This is a genomic window from Pantoea sp. B566, assembly GCF_024793925.1.
In the GTDB taxonomy this organism is placed as follows: domain Bacteria; phylum Pseudomonadota; class Gammaproteobacteria; order Enterobacterales; family Enterobacteriaceae; genus Pantoea; species Pantoea ananatis.
Genome location: NZ_JANUQL010000003.1, coordinates 2,597,561 through 2,611,498, shown reverse-complemented (window position 1 = coordinate 2,611,498; position 13,938 = coordinate 2,597,561). Strand labels below are relative to the sequence as shown.

Genomic DNA, 13,938 nt, shown 5'->3' with positions numbered 1-13,938 from the left:
AATGGCTGAGGCTCAACCGCTACCCGAGGCGCCCTGCGGCGCCGAGTATTTGCGCGCTGTATTGCGTTCACCGGTATACGAAGTGGCACAGGTTACCCCACTGCAGAAGATGGAAAAAATCTCTGCGCGACTGGGCAATACCATTCTGGTCAAGCGAGAAGATCGCCAGCCGGTGCACAGTTTTAAACTGCGCGGTGCTTACGCGATGATTGCCGGACTTAACGAAGAGCAGAAAGCACGCGGCGTCGTCACCGCGTCTGCGGGTAACCATGCTCAGGGCGTTGCCTTATCCGCCACGAAGCTGGGCATCAAGTCGCTGATCGTGATGCCGCTTGCCACTGCCGACATTAAGGTGGATGCCGTGCGTGCATTTGGCGGAGAAGCCTTTCTGTTTGGTGCCAACTTTGATGAGGCAAAAGCTAAAGCTATCGAGTTAGCGACGCAGCAGGGTTACACCTTTGTCCCACCGTTTGACCATCCGGCGGTTATTGCCGGACAGGGTACGCTGGCGATGGAACTGCTGCAGCAGGACGCCCATCTCGATCGGGTCTTTGTCCCGGTGGGCGGCGGCGGTCTGGCTGCCGGTGTGGCCGTCCTGATCAAACAGCTGATGCCGCAAATCAAAGTGATTGCCGTAGAGTCAGAGGATTCAGCCTGCCTGAAGGCAGCGCTGGACGCCGGTGAGCCGGTAGATTTACCGCGCGTGGGATTATTTGCCGAAGGTGTGGCGGTGAAACGCATCGGTAATGAAACCTTCCGCCTGTGTCAGGAATTTCTCGACGATATCGTCACCGTGGACAGCGATGCGATCTGCGCGGCCATGAAAGATCTGTTTGAAGATGTGCGCGCCGTGGCGGAGCCTTCAGGGGCGCTGGCGCTGGCAGGCATGAAGAAATACGTTCAGCAGCATGACATCAAAGGCGAGCGCCTGGCGCACGTGTTGTCGGGTGCTAACGTTAACTTCCATGGCTTGCGCTATGTTTCTGAACGCTGCGAGCTGGGTGAACAACGTGAAGCGCTTCTGGCCGTCACCATACCGGAACAGCAGGGCAGTTTCCTGAAGTTCTGCCAGACGCTGGGTGGTCGCTCGATTACCGAATTCAACTATCGCTATGCCGACACCGACAAAGCCTGCATCTTTGTGGGGGTGCGCCTGACGCGCGGGATGGAAGAGCGAGCAGAGATCATTAGTCAGTTAACGGAAAACGGCTATCAGGTGGTGGATCTGTCTGACGATGAGATGGCGAAGCTGCATGTGCGTTACATGGTGGGCGGACGGCCTTCCAAGCCGCTGCGTGAGCGTTTGTTTAGCTTTGAATTCCCGGAAGCGCCCGGTGCGTTGCTCAAATTTCTGCAAACGCTGGGCACGCACTGGAATATCTCGTTGTTCCATTACCGCAGCCACGGCACGGATTATGGTCGGGTGCTCACGGCGTTTGAGCTCGGCAGCGATGAGCCACGTTTTGAAGAGCACCTTACCGACCTGGGCTATGATTTCCACGACGAAACCCATAACCCGGCGTTCCGCTTTTTCCTGGCCGGTCAGTAACTACAACTGATGCCAGAACGCACTGATAAGCGGCTCCCCGAGCCGCTTTTTTTGTACGCAAACTCCCAGCTCCAGTGGTGCAACGGACTCCACGTTCTCCAGCGGTAACACCCGGTTACGTACCGGCTCAGGGCTGTTTTCCAGCACCACATCCGGCAACAGGGCAATGCCACAGCCAAGCGCCACCATGGAAACGATCGCTTCATGGCCCGCAACCGTGGCGTAAATCAACGGGTTAACAATGCGGTGACGACGAAACCACAGCTCAATGGCCCGACGAACCGGCCCCTGCTCGGGCAAAATAAACGGAATCTGCGTCCAGTCAGGTGCCTCTTCCGTTGCCTGACTGCGTACCGGGCAGGGCAGCGCAGGCGCAATCAGCCCCAGCGGCAGCAGCCCCAGCGTGGTGAAGTCGATGCTGGCCGGTAGCGACTCAGGCCGGCCCGCGATAGCCAGGTCTGCATTGCCCGACTGCACCGTTTCAATCGCATCCGCCGCATCGCCGGTGGTGAGTTTGATTTCGACCTGAGGATGCTCGGCGCGAAAGCGATCCAGAATAGGGGGCAGATGGCTGTACGCGGCGGTCACCGAGCAAAACAGGCGCAGTTCACCACTAAGTGAAGGACCATTGAGATCCATAGCATGGCGCAATTGTTGATACTGCAGTAAGGTTTGTTGGGCAAACAGCTTAAGTCTTTCGCCCGCTTCGGTGAGCGCCACGGTGCGGTTATCGCGCAGAAATAAGGCGTGGCCCACATCCTCTTCCAGGCGTTGGATCTGGCGCGACAGCGTGGAAGGGCTGACGTGCATGGCGCGTGCGGTGCGGCCAAAATGGCAGCTTTCTGCCAGATGCAAAAACAATTTGAGATCGCGTAAATCCATAGGGGGTCCACCTCAGGACGGCATTGCAATTATTGCAATGTAACGTTGTTAATATATCAATTTAAGCAACAGAAATCCTGTCATATGATGGGGTCATTCGCGGCGCTGAACCTTATGCCGTCCTCAGACAAAAGCAAACACAACATTTAACCGGAGTACCCATGGCTAATTACTTCAATACACTGAATCTGCGCAACCAGTTAGCGCAACTGGGCAAATGTCGTTTTATGGGGCGTGACGAATTCGCGGATGGCGCCAGCTTCCTGAAAGGCAAAAAGATTGTGATTGTGGGCTGTGGTGCTCAGGGTCTGAATCAGGGCCTGAACATGCGTGATTCGGGTCTGGATGTGTCCTATACGCTGCGTGCAGAAGCCATCGCTGAAAAACGTGCCTCATTCCGTAAAGCGACAGAAAATGGTTTTAAAGTTGGCACTTACGAAGAACTGATTCCACAGGCGGACCTGGTGGTCAACCTGACGCCGGACAAACAGCACTCCGCCGTTGTTCAGGCTGTACAGCCACTGATGAAAGACGGTGCCGCGCTGGGCTATTCACACGGTTTCAACATTGTTGAAGTGGGCGAAACCATCCGTAAAGACATCACCGTCGTGATGGTTGCGCCGAAGTGCCCCGGCACCGAAGTGCGTGAAGAATACAAGCGTGGTTTCGGTGTTCCGACGCTGATCGCGGTTCACCCGGAAAACGATCCAAAAGGTGAAGGCATGGCGATCGCCAAAGCCTGGGCTTCTGCCACCGGTGGCGACCGTGCTGGCGTGCTGGAATCCTCTTTCGTTGCGGAAGTGAAATCTGACCTGATGGGTGAGCAGACCATTCTATGCGGCATGCTGCAGGCCGGTTCTCTGCTGTGCTTCGACAAGCTGGTGGCAGAAGGTCACGATGCGGCATACACCGAAAAACTGATTCAGTTTGGCTGGGAAACCATCACCGAATCCCTGAAGTTTGGTGGCATTACGCTGATGATGGATCGCCTGTCGAATCCGGCCAAACTGCGTGCTTACGCGCTGTCTGAGCAGCTGAAAGGCATCATGGCCCCTCTGTTCCAGAAGCACATGGATGACATCATTTCCGGCGATTTCTCTGCGGGCATGATGGCCGACTGGGCTAACGACGATAAGAAACTGCTGACCTGGCGCGAAGAGACCGGTAAAACTGCGTTCGAAACCGCACCTCAGTTCGATGGCAAAATCGAAGAGCAGGAGTACTACGATAAAGGCGTTGTCATGGTTGCGATGGTCAAAGCGGGCGTTGAGCTGGCATTTGAAACAATGGTTGATGCAGGCATCATCGAAGAGTCGGCTTACTACGAATCGCTGCATGAGCTGCCGCTGATTGCCAACACCATTGCCCGTAAGCGCCTGTACGAAATGAACGTGGTGATTTCTGATACCGCTGAGTACGGTAACTACCTGTTCTCCTTCGCGGCCGTTCCACTGCTGAATGAGTTCATGACCACGCTGCAGCCGGGCGATCTGGGCAAAGCCATTGAAGGCACTCAGGTGGATAACGCACAGCTGCGCGACGTTAACGAGGCCGTTCGTCAGCATCCTATCGAGCAGGTAGGTCGCAAACTGCGTGGCTACATGACGGATATGAAACGCATCGCGGTTGCGGGCTAAGCCGCACCGCCACTGTTTTCAGCAAAACAGCACATGCAAAAAGGGCGCAGCCATCTGGCTGCGCCCTTTTTATGTATTAAGCCTGCGGCTTGTTATGAAAATTCAGGTATGAAAAAAGTTAACAGGATGGCTCTGACACGATCACTGGGGGTAATAAACTTTTATAGCCAAAGACACGGCGCCCGAAGAAAATCAAAAGCAAGCCAAACACTAATGCGGCAACCAGAATAATGCTAATGATTTGCAGCGGCATAAAATGCCCGGACAGCAGCGATACCACAGCCCCACTCGCCGGTACTGAACACATGTTCATCAAGCCAATAATTCCCATGGTTTTCCCTAAATGTTCTTTAGGAATGACCTGGCTTCTCAACGTGCGCAAATAAACACTGAATGCACCGTCAAAAGCCATCAGCACAGCATAGCCTGCCAGATACATTGCGTAATCAACGGACAGCGACATTATGGCACCCGCAAGAATCATGGCGCAAAACGAAAATGTTCCCAACGTGGACAAACCAAAGCGGCTGGCAAACCTGGGAACAAAGAAGAATGCCACGATAGTGACGAGAGCTGCTGTTGTCTGCAAGGCGCCAAAGTAGCGATCGGACAGGTTGAACTCTTTTAAAATGACCGCTGCGCTCACGACCAGTGCCGCGCCGTAAACCAGATTCACGACCCAGGTCAGGGCGCAAAGATGCAGCAGTATTTTGTTTTTCTTGAGCACGTGCAATGCCGTTCGGTTAGATGCCAGTAAGGTATGAAACCCTAGCTTTTCCGTCACCTCTAGATCGTGTGTTTCCAAAAAAAGATAATTAATAGCCGAAATGGCAAACAGAACAGCTGCGACGATCAAAATGCTGTCGATGCCGCCCCACGAAGAAATCGCAACCGCGATAGCAGGCCCCAATACCATAGTGATTTGATCGACGCCCTGGAGCATGGAGTGGGCTTTCGGCAAGGCTTCACTGGACAAATGACGAGGCAAGAGGGCATCCGTGGCCACAAAGTTGAGTACATAGGCTACAGACAACAAAGCCATCATCGCGGCCAGGGCCGGAAAAGTTGACCCCGGATACCAGTAAAGAAGGGCGAAGACGGCCCCCATCAGTAAGGCACGAAGAGCATCGACATTGAAAAAGATGAAACGGGGCTTGATGCGGTCAGCCATAAATCCCGATAACGGGAAGAAAATAATGCGTGGCAGCCATTCAATGACAAAGGCCAGGGATGAAAGCGTAAGCGACCCTGTCGCCTTGAGAATAGCCAGAGGAACAGCAAACAGTAAGAACTGATCGCACAACGCGCCGACAAAACGGGAAAAAACGAAGCGCTTTAAACCGAAGTTTTCAGCAGACATAAGGGTACTCCTGCTTGAAAGCCGCTTTGCAGCGGCTCAAAAATAATTACGCCTGGCGTAAGGTAAAGAGCGTAGTCGCCAGGTCATCCGCTGTGCGTAGATGCTCATTAAAACCGGTTTCCGGTTTCCGGCTGGGCCAAAAAAACTCTACCGATCCCTCACGTGTTTTCCAGGACTCGAGCTTCTTCGATGTATCCAGCGGTTTTGCGGTGATCTGCATATTCACAATGTGATCAGGAAGGCTGGCAGGAAGTGTCACTTTCTCAATTGTACCGACAGGCGCTTTTATAAAGGCCACCGCACTCAGGCCTTTCGGCACTAAAGGTTCTGCAAGAGGTTTAAGGGCGTTTAAATGGCTTGCTACATGCAGCTCATAAGGATTAATGCCATAGCTCCGTTCAACCAGATCCATAATCGTGTCGCCGCCGGTGCGGGCACCCACTTCAATGATTTTGATCTCTCCGGCGGGGGTAATTCGCGCTTCAAAATGCGCCACGCCATAATGAATGCCCAGGGCATGACAGGCGCGCTCCGCGATATCCCGCAACTGTGGGTTACTGGCATGAACGGAAGGGACACTGTGCCCCACTTCAACAAAATGAGGTTCCTCGCCCAGGTATTTATCCGTTACCGCAATAGCTTTGTGGTAGTCACCTTGATTTATTACCTCGACGCTGACTTCCTGAAGGGAGGGAATGTACTCTTCCACCTGGAACAGGTCTTCGGGAGCATAGGATTCACCGTTAAGTGAGATGACGTCAGCCACACTTCTGGCAAAGCTCGGTTCAATCTCCTCTTCACGGGTAATCTTCAGAACACCAAGACTACCTGCCATTTCACGGGGCTTAATAACGACAGGCAGCCCAATATCACGAATATGGTGTCTGAGTTCTTCCAGCGTACTGAATGCGGCAAAACGTGGCACCGGTAATCCGGCCTTCTCCAGCAGTTGCTTCATGACAAACTTGTCACGGCAATTATGAATAGTCTGACGACTATTACCGTGAAGCTGATAATGTTCAGCCACCAGACTGGCGGCGCGGACAGTGAAATCATTCATGGGGATAGCCGCGGCGGGTTTGCATCCGGTTGAGGCCTCATGGGCTTTTACCGCATCCAATACGGCGTTTTCATCGGCGACATCACCTGACAAATAGCCGTCAAAAAATTTGATTGCGGCACTGGTACGATTTTTTGCCATGGTGAGCACCTGCATTCCGCCTGCTGCGCGCAGTGCACCGGCTAATACACGTTCACGAAGGGAAAACTCGCCGCCTAAGATTAATATATAACGCTTATCCATGTTGCTTCTCCTGCAAAGAGGTTGGGCCGTTTATCTGACCCAAGAAAGTTAAAGATCTTTTCCCAGCGTCCAGCCACCATCGATGACCAGTGTTGAACCTGTGACAAAACGATTCTCCGGGGCGGTCAGATAAAGTGCCGCTGCGGCAACGTCACCTGTCTCACCTAGTACCGGTAAAAACTGGCCACGCTTAATTTTTTCAAGCTGCGAGTCATCGTGGTAATAAGACTCCGTCAGTGGCGTACGAATAACGCCGGGCGCAATCGCATTGACACGAATACCGTGTTTGCCGTATTCGAGTGCCAGTTGTTTCGTCAGGCCGATGACGGCGTGTTTTGATGAGACATAAGCCGTTCGATCAGGCTCGCCCATCAATCCTGAAACGGAGGCCAAATTAACCATATTTCCGGGGCGGTTCTGGTTTACCAACTGTTGGCAAAAAGCACGACCTGCTATAAAACTGGCTGTCACGTTAAGGGCAAAAACGGATTCCCACTGCGCCAGCGTTAAATCCGCGATACTGCAAATTTCACGCGTACCGGCACAGTTAATCAGAACGTTATTAGCCTCGCCATACTCCAGAGTTTCGAAAAGTGCAGCCAGGCTGACTGAGTCAGTCACGTCCAGCTGATGATGGCGATAGGCTGACGTATCGTTAAATTCCGATGATGAACGATCGATACCCTCAACCTGATAACCTTTGTCCAGGAAAGCCTTGACCAGCGCGCGGCCAATTCCGCTGGATGCCCCCGTGATAATGGCTTTAAGCTTCAGACCGGACATGCTGTCTTCTCCTCGTTTTTCTGAAACGTGATCAGAATGATGTCGCGTTGAGCAGGGCCACTGTTTTCACGTGCGCCAACGGGAGTGACGGCATGAAGTTTGTCGTGATTAACCACTAAGGTGTCAAAAAGCTGTTCCAGACGCAGCACGCGATCAATGCTGCGAGGATGGCTGGCAATCAGACTGTCTCCGCCCAGCATATTCGGTGAGGCATTAATCATATGCACAAACACCACGTCTTCATCGTCTTTATGCAGCCAGACGGGCGAGCTATAAGCAGGCTCATTTTCCGTGGCCTGATAACGAAAAAAATGAATGCCAATGGTCAGGCTGTCGACAGGGCCAATGCTTTCATAAGCGTCTACTAACGATAAATCATCGTGCAACAGCGTTTGAAACAGACGATTGCGGGTGATCGCTTCAGGCAATAGCGGATAATCGCGAACAATATCACCAGTATCAGGATTAAAAGCTTTTGTTTGTTTATAAGGGTTGAATTTTCCAAAGGTTAATTCGCCCTTTTCATTTTTTTTGCATTGAGCATAACCGCGCCAGCGGTTTCCTGGCGAATAAGGATCAAGAAGTAAATTCTCATAGCCTTTTTTTAATTCTTCCAGCTCATCTAAGAAATCTTCTTTATTCGAAAACTGCATGGCTTCAATTGAACGATAATAATCACCGGGAATAAAGGCATAGCCTTGCCTGGAGAGATGCGTTGCATATTCCATCGTTTATTTATCTCTGCATTAAAAGGATAGTTTTAAATACATTCCATAAGCTATGTCCAGTAAACCACCTTACGGTCATTCAGTTTTCCAATAAATCGTCCAGCAGTGAGTCGGCTTCCTTCACTTACAATGCTTACGCCGTGTAAGTGACAAGCATTCATAAAGTAAAGATCGCCAGCATTAAGCTGAACAGAAAGGGATTCGGTTTCATTTAACAGATGGGGTGGATAAGGATAACCTGTTCGTGTTACGCCAAGTGTTTCACGGCACACCTGGTCGGGAATGAGATTCCAGATTTTAAGTTGGCCACCACCCTGCGCAGCTTCCAGACAAACATTATAGGCTGTTACAGTTTGAGTATTCGCAATCTCAAAGCCGTCTTCTTTTGCAAAGTCAACCTGTGCCATATCTTCATGTGGCATAAGTGACATCACACCGTTATCAAGCCAGCGACGAAAGGTTGCAAAACAGGCATAGCCGTTTTTGAATCGTGCCGGACCAAAATGAATACCTCGTTCTAAAAATTCTTTTTCCAGCGTCAGGTTGAGGAAAAGTGATTCACTATCTTCTGCGCTGGTTGCTTTCATCAGGTCGGCGACGCTTTGGTTCACACGATTGACCTCATGAATATATTGTTCACCATTACGCGAAAACTGCGTTGCACCGATCTGATTGGTTAAAACAAAGCCATCGTCAGCGCGATTCCCTCCACTTTGGGTGACCCTGTAATCAAAGTTTTTTGCAAGTTTTTCGCACACGGCTTTTGATGCGTAATTACGAATAACATATAAAACATTGCCATGATGATGGCCGTTAAGAATAATGTTTTTAACAATGGAGAAGTTAATAACGCCATCTGTTGATTCCAGATAGCCAAAGTTTGTTTTTTTTGAACCCGTTAATATTGTTTGCGTAGGTTCTAAGGTCAGTAAATCAGTCATAATGTTTCCATGCCATTGAATTTAAGAAATCAAATAAAAAGAGGTGACCAGAGCATTCCGCCTTCCGCCCAAGGTTTATTGTCGCGGCGCTGTTGTTTTAATTCTGAGTTTTTACCCAGGTTACGCTCAAAAATCTCACCATAGTTGCCAATTTTACGTATTATCTCTCTAATAAAGTCAGGTTGTAGACCGAGTTGCGAACACAAATTCACATCGGGATAGAGAAACGTTTTTAAATAACCCTCAGGATTATCACTTTTTTCTAAAATGTTTTTTTGGGTAATACCCAGATTCTCAGCTTCAATCAGTGCGCGCATAACCCATTTTGTCGCAATATACCACTGTGAATCACTGGCGCTAACGGCGGGTGCCATTGCCTCAAGTGAAATGCGATCGTCCAGGATAAGATGTTGGCTGCTGTCTGTTAACTGGTGATGTTCACCCGCTAGCAGATAACCATCCAGACAGTAGATATCACATTCTCCTGATTCGTAGGCTTGCCTCGCTTGCTGCGGAGAGTCAAATAGCAGAATCTCACAGGGCAGGTTAAGTTCATCAAAATAGCGAGTGAGGTTCTCTTCAGTTGTTGAGCCACGCATCGCAGCAATACGACGCTGACGAGTGAACCTGGCTTGTGGCGTTTCTTCAGTGAGGTTACTGCGCGGAGTCATCAGCACTTCCCCATCAAACAACATCGGATGTAGGAAATTAATGCCGTACTCCGCTTCGCGCTGAAAGGTCACGCTAGCGTTAAAGGTGCCAAGATCGATGACGCCATCACGTAGGGCCTGGAAGCGATCAGCCGATTGCAAAGGTATAAAATGGATTTTGCCGCCGTCTCCCAGCACGCTGATAGCCACAGCGCGTGCCAAATCAATATCAAATCCATTCCAGCTGTTGTTGAGGGGATCGCGCTGCGAAAGGCCTTTAAAACCTAAACTCACACCAACATTTAATACGTCATGTTGTTCAATGCGTTTGATTACTGCATGTTCAAACATAGCTAGCCTGTAATTAAAGTATTAAGAATAATAAGGTTTCACGGATGTAAACCTCTGTTGAACATCATACTGTTCAGTGCTAGCTTGGCTAGATAGTTGAGATGCAAAAGAGCTGTGCGTGAAGAACATAAATGAATTAACGGAAGTCTTGCCTGGATTGGTTTTGTTTGTTCAGGTGGTTGAAAGTGGTAGCTTTTCCTCAGCTGCCAGAGCGCTATCCATGACGCCGTCTTCAGTGAGTCGTATGATAGACAGGTTGGAAAAAAGGCTAAATGTTTTACTCTTTACCCGCTCGACGCGCGCGCTCGCTGTGACCGAGGCCGGACAGGAAATATATCACCAGGCTTTATCAGTTATCGCCGCAACTAAATCCCTGTTTTCTCAGGCAGACAGTTACAGCGATGTCCCTAAGGGGTTACTGCGTATTACTGCGCCGACAACGCTTGGGAAGATTTTACTGACGCCGTTCCTGCCTGGTTTTCTGCGACGCTATGCTGAAATCAATATTGAGCTCAATCTCACTGACCATCTGATTAACCTCACGCATGAGTCGTACGACCTGGCATTGCGCGTCACGGATACGCCACCCATCAATATGGTAGCGCGGGCATTAATGCCTGTTGACTATGTTTTAGTATGTGCAGAGCACTACGATCAAAGGCTGCCTGATATGCCGGGCGACCTCAAACAGCATAATATTTTCTTCCCTGACGACGCACAGTTTCGCGGTGAATGGCGTTTCTGGTTAAACGACACGATGGAGAGCGTTACACTCACGCCCCGGCTGATGATAAATAACAGTGATGCCATGATCGATGCGATATTGCAGGGTGTGGGTATTGCGTTAATCCCCACCTTTATTGCAAATGGTTATTTGCTCAACGGGCAGTTACGCCGCGTGTTACCAGACTGGCGGATTGAAAATACGCTCTCAATGACCACTTACGCCATTACCTTACCCAACCGTCTGTTACCACTAAAAACCCGTGTCTTTATCGACGATTTTATGGCCTGGCTTAAAGCGAAATAGCGTGATCGGAAACGATAAAAAACCCGGCCTGAGCCGGGTTGAGTATCTTTAGCGTTATCGGGTATCACACTTCATACAGCGTTTGATGCCGGGTTTCTTTGCAGGCAATCAGTGCAATCAGCGTCAGGAAAGCCATGGAAGCCAGGTACAATCCGACAGCGTACAAGCCATAGTGCGCGTTCAGCCAGGTCGCAATATAGGGCGCAACCGACGCACCTAAAATCGACGACAGATTATAGGAGAAGGATGCGCCGGTATAACGCACTTCCGTCGGGAACAGCTCAGGCAGCAGCGCACCCATCGGGCCAAACGTCAGCCCCATAATGCTCAAGCCCAGCAGCAGGAACGCCATCACCAGCGCCTGAGAGCCGGATCCCAGCATGGCCGGAAACAGGAATGAAAAGCCAATAATCATCAGCGTAATGACGATCATGGTTTTACGGCGACCAAAGCGGTCAGCAAGCAGGCCCGCAATCGGCACCATCACGCCAAATCCAATCACCGCCATCATCAGCATCCACAGCATACTGTTACGGGATATCCCCAGTCCGGCTGGCGCGGCGGCGGTGCCGTAACTCATTGAGTAAACGGTCATGATGTAAAACAGCGTATAGGTGGCAAGCATGATAAAGGTGCCAAGTATCGTTGCCGTCAGATGTTTGCTCAGGAGCGAGGCAATCGGCACACGTACCTGTTTCTTCTCTTTCTGTACTTTGGCGAATACCGGGCTTTCATGCAGCGATACGCGTACGTACAGACCAATCAAGACCAGTACGGCAGACAGAACAAAAGGGACGCGCCAGCCCCATTGCATAAATTGCTCATCGGTCAGCAGCCAGGAGAGCAGTAGAAAGGTGCCGTTGGCAAAGAAAAAGCCAATCGGTGCGCCCAACTGCGGGAAGGAGCCGTACAGCGCCCGCTTTTTGGCAGGTGCATTTTCCGTCGCCAGCAGGGCTGCGCCGCCCCACTCACCGCCCAGGCCCAACCCCTGACCAAAACGCGCCAGCGCCAACAGCAGCGGAGCCAGAACGCCAATGCTCTGGTAGCTGGGTAATAAACCGATAACCACGGTCGAGATCCCCATCGTCAGCAGTGAGGCAACCAAGGTGGCTTTACGGCCTACGCGATCGCCAAAGTGACCAAACAGGGCAGAGCCGATGGGACGGGCGATGAACGCAATCGCAAAGGTGGCCAGCGACTGCAACGTCGCGACGGTCGCATCACCCTGAGGAAAGAAGATATGAGGGAAAACGATGACGGCTGCGGTGGCATAAATATAGAAATCGAAGAATTCGATAGCGGTGCCAACCAGCGAGGCGATAACCACTTTACTTCGTGAGTTTACTGGCGTGGGATCGTTTTGCTGATCGAGCGGTTCTGAGATGGAGGCTTGCATAAATGTTTCTTATTTTTAATGACAGATAGGGAATCTTACGCACCTGTATAACGGCATTCAATGGCGGAAAGCCGCGTGGTTAGCGACGTTGCGCCGGCAAAAGTGGAAAATTTTTGTGATGTGTTAAATGCCGGAGAATGGCAGCGTTAAGTGACGCAAATATGGCGAGATACTCTAAGAAAGCGCTGAAGAAAAGTGACCCCTCAGTTATTCATCCTGTAAGTTGATGAATAAATAACCGGAGGGGGATATTTTACGCTGGTTTAACGCAGTATTGTCATTTGTGAGTGGTTAGCGCGCCTTTTTCCGGCATACGCGGATCGTCTTTGTATTTCGCGGTGGCAATCCATGCGGCGCAAAACAGCGTCAGACGAGCAAAGAAATAAAAGAAGGCCATTAATCCCAATACCGACCCAAATGCGGCACCTGAGGGCGAGGTGGCCAGTTTTGGTAAGGTCAGCGTCATGACAAACTTGATGATTTCGAAACCCACTGCCGCCAGCAGCGTACCGCGCAGCAGCGCCTTCTTACGGGGCTTATGGCGAGGCAAAATCCAGAAAATCCACAGGAACAACAAATAGTTTGCCATTACGGAAATCGAGGTCGCGATAATTGTCAGCGCAGGACGTAACCATTCGATGCCATCCAGACCTAACGCGCTCACGATCATCGCCTGGGCAGAGCCTGCGACAGAGGTTAACGACAGGGTAATGACCAGAGCCAGCATCAATCCTGTCAGCGATAAGAAGTCGCGAATATAGCGTTTCCAGATTTTCTCTTTATCGTCGGGCTGGCGTTCCCAGACGTCACGCGACTGAGCGCGAATCGCTTCCCGCAGGTTGCCCATCCAGTTCAGGCCCGAATATAGCGCCAACAGCAGACCCGTAATCCCCACGGTCGCGCGCTGTTGAATGGCCGTGTTGACGGTATTTTTCAAGGTCGTTGCCAGTGAGGGATCGCTGATGCTGCTGACGATTTTGTTGATGATATCGGTCAGCAGATCCTGATTCGATGCCAGCACAAAACCCACGGCGGCAAAGGACACCATTAAAATCGGGATTAATGATAAAAATGAAAAATAGGTAATGGCTGCGCCAAACTGGCTACCGAGACGATCGTTAAACCGGTCAAGCGCACGAATAAAATGGGCAACGGCGGGTATGGCCTGAAACCAGGTGGCAAAACGTGAAACCCGCACGATCGAACGATCGACAGACTTGTTGCCTGTTTTGATATCAATCAGTGGTTTGGGTGACTGTGCGTCTTTTGCGTTGTCCTGTTCGTCTGTCATAGACATTCACTTCCTGTTAAACGTAAAAAACACATTA

12 protein-coding genes are annotated in these 13,938 nt (G+C 50.8%); 3 read left to right on the top strand and 9 right to left on the bottom strand.

The window, feature by feature from the left end:
* Position 1: 1 nt before the first annotated feature.
* Positions 2-1,549, top strand: coding sequence for a threonine ammonia-lyase, biosynthetic (gene ilvA / locus NYE92_RS13945; RefSeq protein WP_014604779.1), 1,548 nt, complete (start codon positions 2-4; stop codon positions 1,547-1,549).
* Here the strand turns inward: ilvA and ilvY are convergent, their stop codons facing one another.
* Positions 1,550-2,431 (bottom strand): HTH-type transcriptional activator IlvY, encoded by an 882-nt coding sequence (gene ilvY / locus NYE92_RS13940; RefSeq protein ID WP_013027661.1) that lies wholly within the window; start codon positions 2,429-2,431, stop codon positions 1,550-1,552.
* Positions 2,432-2,592: 161 nt separating this feature from the next.
* Here ilvY and ilvC point away from each other — a divergent pair, with 161 nt between their 5' ends.
* The gene (gene ilvC / locus NYE92_RS13935; protein ID WP_259019087.1) at positions 2,593-4,068 is read left to right on the top strand and encodes a ketol-acid reductoisomerase; all 1,476 of its coding nucleotides are present in this window, start codon (positions 2,593-2,595) and stop codon (positions 4,066-4,068) included.
* A 118-nt stretch (positions 4,069-4,186) separates the two neighbouring features.
* Here the strand turns inward: ilvC and NYE92_RS13930 are convergent, their stop codons facing one another.
* Genes NYE92_RS13930 through NYE92_RS13905 form a run of 6 tightly spaced genes read right to left on the bottom strand, consistent with a single transcriptional unit; the run spans position 4,187 to position 10,184 of the window.
* The gene (locus NYE92_RS13930; RefSeq protein WP_013027659.1) at positions 4,187-5,428 is read right to left on the bottom strand and encodes an MFS transporter; all 1,242 of its coding nucleotides are present in this window, start codon (positions 5,426-5,428) and stop codon (positions 4,187-4,189) included.
* Between the two features lie 46 nt (positions 5,429-5,474).
* Positions 5,475-6,731 carry an acetyl-CoA carboxylase biotin carboxylase subunit family protein gene (locus NYE92_RS13925; RefSeq protein ID WP_013027658.1) on the bottom strand — a complete coding sequence of 419 codons (1,257 nt, stop codon included), beginning with the start codon at positions 6,729-6,731 and terminating at the stop codon, positions 5,475-5,477.
* Positions 6,732-6,779: 48 nt separating this feature from the next.
* Entirely contained in the window at positions 6,780-7,514 is a 735-nt protein-coding gene (locus NYE92_RS13920) for an SDR family NAD(P)-dependent oxidoreductase (protein WP_014604781.1), read from the bottom strand.
* Complete coding sequence (hilB, locus tag NYE92_RS13915; protein ID WP_014604782.1) at positions 7,502-8,242, bottom strand: 3(1)-hydroxy-L-isoleucine 4-dioxygenase HilB; 741 nt, start codon at positions 8,240-8,242, stop codon at positions 7,502-7,504. Before hilB ends, NYE92_RS13920 begins: the two co-directional genes overlap by 13 nt.
* A 50-nt stretch (positions 8,243-8,292) precedes the next feature.
* Complete coding sequence (hilA, locus tag NYE92_RS13910; RefSeq protein ID WP_259019085.1) at positions 8,293-9,183, bottom strand: L-isoleucine 3(1)-dioxygenase; 891 nt, start codon at positions 9,181-9,183, stop codon at positions 8,293-8,295.
* Positions 9,184-9,212: 29 nt separating this feature from the next.
* Positions 9,213-10,184, bottom strand: a complete 972-nt coding sequence (locus NYE92_RS13905) for an amino acid ABC transporter substrate-binding protein (RefSeq protein WP_014594862.1) — start codon at positions 10,182-10,184, stop codon at positions 9,213-9,215.
* A gap of 118 nt (positions 10,185-10,302) precedes the next feature.
* Between NYE92_RS13905 and NYE92_RS13900 the strand changes: the two genes are divergently transcribed.
* Entirely contained in the window at positions 10,303-11,214 is a 912-nt protein-coding gene (locus tag NYE92_RS13900) for a LysR family transcriptional regulator (protein WP_013027653.1), read from the top strand.
* Between the two features lie 64 nt (positions 11,215-11,278).
* Here NYE92_RS13900 and NYE92_RS13895 read toward each other — a convergent pair whose 3' ends face one another.
* Positions 11,279-12,610: an MFS transporter gene (locus NYE92_RS13895; RefSeq protein ID WP_013027652.1), complete on the bottom strand. Its 1,332-nt coding sequence runs from the start codon at positions 12,608-12,610 to the stop codon at positions 11,279-11,281.
* 277 nt (positions 12,611-12,887) lie between these two features.
* Positions 12,888-13,907, bottom strand: a complete 1,020-nt coding sequence (gene yhjD, locus NYE92_RS13890) for an inner membrane protein YhjD (protein ID WP_014594860.1) — start codon at positions 13,905-13,907, stop codon at positions 12,888-12,890.
* Positions 13,908-13,938: the final 31 nt, after the last annotated feature.

What these genes read in the sequence shown, in the direction of transcription:
- ilvA (WP_014604779.1), top strand. Translation starts at nt 2, where the DNA reads ATGGCTGAGGCTCAACCGCTACCCGAGGCGCCCTGCGGCGCCGAGTAT.
- ilvY (WP_013027661.1), bottom strand. Translation starts at nt 2,431, where the DNA reads ATGGATTTACGCGATCTCAAATTGTTTTTGCATCTGGCAGAAAGCTGC.
- ilvC (WP_259019087.1), top strand. Translation starts at nt 2,593, where the DNA reads ATGGCTAATTACTTCAATACACTGAATCTGCGCAACCAGTTAGCGCAA.
- NYE92_RS13930 (WP_013027659.1), bottom strand. Translation starts at nt 5,428, where the DNA reads ATGTCTGCTGAAAACTTCGGTTTAAAGCGCTTCGTTTTTTCCCGTTTT.
- NYE92_RS13925 (WP_013027658.1), bottom strand. Translation starts at nt 6,731, where the DNA reads ATGGATAAGCGTTATATATTAATCTTAGGCGGCGAGTTTTCCCTTCGT.
- NYE92_RS13920 (WP_014604781.1), bottom strand. Translation starts at nt 7,514, where the DNA reads ATGTCCGGTCTGAAGCTTAAAGCCATTATCACGGGGGCATCCAGCGGA.
- hilB (WP_014604782.1), bottom strand. Translation starts at nt 8,242, where the DNA reads ATGGAATATGCAACGCATCTCTCCAGGCAAGGCTATGCCTTTATTCCC.
- hilA (WP_259019085.1), bottom strand. Translation starts at nt 9,183, where the DNA reads ATGACTGATTTACTGACCTTAGAACCTACGCAAACAATATTAACGGGT.
- NYE92_RS13905 (WP_014594862.1), bottom strand. Translation starts at nt 10,184, where the DNA reads ATGTTTGAACATGCAGTAATCAAACGCATTGAACAACATGACGTATTA.
- NYE92_RS13895 (WP_013027652.1), bottom strand. Translation starts at nt 12,610, where the DNA reads ATGCAAGCCTCCATCTCAGAACCGCTCGATCAGCAAAACGATCCCACG.
- yhjD (WP_014594860.1), bottom strand. Translation starts at nt 13,907, where the DNA reads ATGTCTATGACAGACGAACAGGACAACGCAAAAGACGCACAGTCACCC.